Source organism: Rhodococcus sp. NPDC057014, assembly GCF_042673295.1.
Taxonomy (GTDB): domain Bacteria; phylum Actinomycetota; class Actinomycetes; order Mycobacteriales; family Mycobacteriaceae; genus Rhodococcus_F.
In genome coordinates this window covers 1-4,295 of the sequence record NZ_JBHUSF010000495.1, presented here as the reverse complement: position 1 = coordinate 4,295, position 4,295 = coordinate 1, and the positions used below count along the sequence as shown (strand labels likewise).

At 66.4% G+C, this 4,295-nt stretch carries 4 protein-coding genes and 1 pseudogene; 4 read left to right on the top strand and 1 reads right to left on the bottom strand.

What is annotated here, in order from left to right; genetic code table 11:
• Positions 1-469, bottom strand: a 469-nt coding sequence (locus ACFTZB_RS43595) for a GAF domain-containing protein (RefSeq protein WP_378441911.1), incomplete at its 3' end; no start/stop codon positions are given.
• An 815-nt stretch (positions 470-1,284) separates the two neighbouring features.
• Here ACFTZB_RS43595 and ACFTZB_RS43590 point away from each other — a divergent pair.
• The 4 genes and pseudogenes from ACFTZB_RS43590 to ACFTZB_RS43575 form a co-directional block, all read left to right on the top strand.
• Positions 1,285-1,863, top strand: coding sequence for a serine/threonine protein kinase (locus ACFTZB_RS43590; RefSeq protein WP_378441909.1), 579 nt, complete (start codon positions 1,285-1,287; stop codon positions 1,861-1,863).
• Positions 1,864-1,868: 5 nt separating this feature from the next.
• Positions 1,869-2,264, top strand: coding sequence for a hypothetical protein (locus ACFTZB_RS43585; protein ID WP_378441913.1), 396 nt, complete (start codon positions 1,869-1,871; stop codon positions 2,262-2,264).
• A 1,049-nt stretch (positions 2,265-3,313) separates the two neighbouring features.
• Positions 3,314-3,613, top strand: a complete 300-nt coding sequence (locus tag ACFTZB_RS43580) for a WGxxGxxG family protein (protein WP_378441907.1) — start codon at positions 3,314-3,316, stop codon at positions 3,611-3,613.
• A 409-nt stretch (positions 3,614-4,022) separates the two neighbouring features.
• Positions 4,023-4,295 (top strand): annotated as a pseudogene (locus ACFTZB_RS43575) (zinc permease); the annotation flags it as partial.

Below are 4,295 nucleotides of genomic sequence, written 5' to 3'. Positions count from 1 at the left end.
CAGGGTCGGCCATTGCGGCGGCCTCGGCCGCCGCAATCGGCGACAGCGCGCCGGGCGTGCGCCGATACAGATCCAGGGTGCCCAGCGCGATGGCGCCGAATTGCAGCGGAAACGCGAACACCGCCGCCACCCCTACCGCCTGCGCCGCCTCGGTGAACGCCGGCCACTGGTGATCCGCCGCGGCGAGATCGTCGATCAGTACCGGATCGCCCTGGGTGAAGGCCGTGATGCCGGGTCCTTCGCCGAGGGTGTACTGATGGTCCTCGAGCAGACCGGCCCAGTCGGCGCTGGCGCCGAGCATGTCCTGGGCCGAGGCGGTCGCCCGCAATGTTACTGCCGCGGCGTCGATCCCGGTCAGCAGGTCCACGCAGTTGCGGCACACCGACCGGCCCCATGTGCCCTGCCCGGGGCTGCCCGCGGCGTCCACGACCGCCCGCCACAACGCCCCCCGCCGGTCGTGGTTTGCCACTTCGCCCTCTTTCTGCCGCTGCCGCTCACCCTACGGACGGGCCGGCTGACCATTGGCCACGCCCGGCATATCCCACTGTCTGAGCAGTGTTCCCGGCGTGGACAACGCCTACGCACGCGCGACCCCGGGCGGTGCCCGGAGCGACCTATCCGGTCCCATCGGGTTCCGCGTGTGCCGGCGGAGCACGGGGTACTCGGTCGGCAGACGCACCGATGTTCCGGACCATCGGTGTCGTCGAGGCTGCACCAGTTCAGCTGAGTAGCTGGTGCAACCGCCCCCAGCCGGGTCATCGACAACGGCACCGACCCCGTCAACCAAATGACGACGCGGGCAGCCGGTGACGGTGGGCCGGGTCGCACCAACGATCGCGGTGCATTCGACGGACCCGGATGCCTCTGACCGAGAGGGTGTACAGATTGTGCCTCGCATCGAAGACCCCTACGGCTGCAATAGCCCTGATGTCGGGTTCGAAGACGATCCGATTCGGTGGCCGGATCCGAGTCCGCTGGACCTGTGGTGGCAAGGGGTGATGTCCGAGAGCCTGCGCCGGTCCCGGGAACAGCCCACTCGGCCGGTAGGTCCGTCCGAGTCGACGGACTCCCGGAATCCGGATCTTCGCCCGCACGTGAGTTAGACCAATTGCCGATCGGACCGGATCCGACGTCCCGGCGATGGGGTGTGCCCGTTCGGGCGCGTCCTGATCTGTTCATCCGGCGTGAGCCGAGATGCCGTCACGGCAATGGCCTTTCCCATGCTTGCTCGTCACCGGTCCCGGGTATCCGGTCCCCATCCCTACGACAGAAGGCGTGTTGACCGTGCCGACGAAACAGGACCACCACTCCACCCCACCGGTGCCGATCCGACGGTGGCCCGAGAGCCCGCCACCACCGATCGGCGGCACCGAGGTCCACGGCGGACGCACTCTGTTCGCACAACCGCACCTGACGCTGCAGTTGGTGCGGATCACCGCATTCGAGATCGGGTTGAACGTGCACCTGGCACTGACCGCCGAGGGGCGCTCGGCGGTGGCGGCGCGGATGCAGGCCCGCCCCCTCACCGATGCCCGCGACAGTTCCGCGCGGTGGTCGTACCTCGATGTCTGGATCGGCACCGAACAGCTCGCGGTCGCCGACCCCTACCGCACCCGCCCCGATGTGCGCGCCGAGGAGGGCGGGATGTGCATCTACCGCACCGAACCGCACTACTGGATTCCCGTACCCCCGCCCACCCCGTTCCTGACGATCGCCACCGAATGGACTCAGATCGGACTCGAACCCGTCGTCACCACACTGAACCTCACCGACCCCGCAGCTGACCATTTCCCACCATCCGATGACTCCGACTCGGGTCCACAGACTGCTGACGAGCCGGCACAGCACCAACAAGGACAGTGATGGCAATGTCGATCGAGGACGGGCCCGGCGACACCCTGAGCCCCAGTGAAAGTGTCGACCCCGACGAGGTCCGCAACGACGACGGCGATGAGACGGTCGACCCACCCGAGGGGTGGAGTGCAGCCGACAAGTTCGGCACCACCCCCAGGGAGGAGCGCGAAGGCGAATCACTCGATGATCGACTGGCCGAGGAAGAACCTGATGTACTAGCCAGGGAAGCCGCCGACACGCTGCCACCGGACAGCGCGGCCGACCCCATCACCGACCTCGACGGCCTCAACCTTCCCGCGGTCGACGACGACAGCGAGGATGAGGACGAGGACGATATCGGTCGGCGCCCTCACGGCTCGATCAGTGGATCGCCGGACGACGGTACCGCGATCCATCCGGTCGTGGAGTAGCCCGACTCGGATCGAAAGCGGCGCCCTGAGCTTCGCTTTCGGTGGGCTACTCGTCCTCATCGACCCCTCCATGTCCAAACCGGTCTTGACAAGATCGACTGGTCCACTGGCCTGCTCGTCGGTGGAATCGTCACCTATGTCGGTGTCCTCGAACACCTCGGATCTGTCGATTTCCTCACGAGGCGACGCCGTCGCCAGCCTGCGGATCCCGCTGCTCTCCGCCCTGCCGACCGGCATCGTCGGAGTCTCGTGTCGGCCTTCACCTCGATCATGGGCCTGCTCGCGGCGCTCGTCCCACTCGCGCTCGCGCTCGTTGTCACCGAAAACATCCCGGATGGGCACTGATCTGCGCACTGGCGATCTGCGTCTCCATCGTCGATGTCTCCCCGTTCTCCACCGTAGGAGCCACCCTCGTCAGCTCCACCGTGGACGAAAGTGCACGCCCACGAATGACGAAGCTCATGATGGGCGTGTCGCTCGTCCTGATCGGACCGATCGCTCTGGTAGTCGACCTGGTCGTTCCCTCCATGCTCGTCTGATCCGCAAGAACTCGTGCGTGGCGCGGCCTATCACAACTGGCTGACGACCCAACACCAGGAAGGCCACGCATCGAATACTCGGTGCGTGGACTTCCTCGTGATCCGTGAATTTGGCGATGCGTGAACTATGGTGACCGCTTCGCTATGAACGCAATCATGCCGTCCTTCTGATCCTCGTGGCGAACGTCGAATGGAACACCTCGCACTCCCCACCGGAAGCGTGCGGGTTGACCTCGCGCTGGCGGCACTCGGTACCTCGACGCCATGGCGGCGGTCGGGCCATCAGCGAACTCGACGAACATCCGCGGCGTGCCCCCTCGCACGTCAGCCGGGGGTGGTCGCCGCAAACCTCAGATATGTGTCTACAAGAACAGATTTCTTGCTTGGTGATTTGAGATTTTCTGATTGGCTTGTGATCGATCGAGGTACTTGGATCTCCGACCAAGCGGAAGTGGCGCCCGCCGAAGGTGGGACCGCGTTTCGTCATCCGAGGAAGATCAGGAGAACCCGATGCGTAAGACGATTGTTGCGACCCTCACCGCGACCACCCTCATCCTCGGTGGTGCCGGACTCGCCCAGGCCGCCACGCCAGAGGCCGCCCATGCCCCGGCCGCCACTCAGCAGGCGCAAGACGATTCCACCGACACCGACGACGGTGGCGACAACACCGGACTGTGGGGTCTGCTCGGCCTGGCCGGCCTGCTGGGACTCGTCGGCCTCAAGCGCCGCAACGAAACCCGCACACCCACCCCACCGGCCACGACCACCCCCACGCCCACGTACGGCACCGATCCCGGCCACCGCCCGTAGAACGGAGTTCAACCCCCACCCCGCTACACGGGGCGTCGAGGTGCGACCCGACGCCCCGTGTACCGCCGAGCAGGCCCGGCAGGCCGGCCTCGCGCAGGAGGTCGCCGGTGTCCGGTGACCACTGAAAGGCGCGGGTAGGTGGACATCGCCGACCGACCGCTCGAGGTCACTGGGCAGGCGCTGGCAGGAGGGCAGCCAGCCACTGTCCACCGGCTGATCCCAGCACGCACGAGGTGAACGCGACTCAGCTCGGCAACGGCTGCATCGCATCCATTTTTCCGGGTTGGAAACGGTCCGATCTGGGCAAGCTTCCTCCACGTGACACCGCTGGACAAGCGGGACACGCCCCTGCACGCCTGGACTGCCGGGCAAGGATGAAAGATGAAGAGGTGCAAGCATCGTCGAATCGTTGATCTTCGGAGTGATCGCCTCCAGCGCCCTGGTGATCGGGGCCCTGGTTGGCGGATGGTTCACCATCCCCAAACGCGTCCTCGCCGCCATGCTGGCGTTCGCCGCAGGCGCTCTCATCACCGCGTTGACCTTCGAGTTGTTCGAAGAGTCCTACCACCAGGGCGGCATCTGGCGGGCCGCTCTCGGACTCGCCGCCGGCGCGCTCGTCTTCACCCTTCTCAGCCAGCAACTGGACCGGCTGGCCGAGGGAACCCACCGGCAGTCCCACGGC

Excerpts from the sequence above, each read along its gene's own strand:
- ACFTZB_RS43580 (WP_378441907.1), top strand. The coding sequence starts at position 3,314 with ATGCGTAAGACGATTGTTGCGACCCTCACCGCGACCACCCTCATCCTC.
- ACFTZB_RS43585 (WP_378441913.1), top strand. The coding sequence starts at position 1,869 with ATGTCGATCGAGGACGGGCCCGGCGACACCCTGAGCCCCAGTGAAAGT.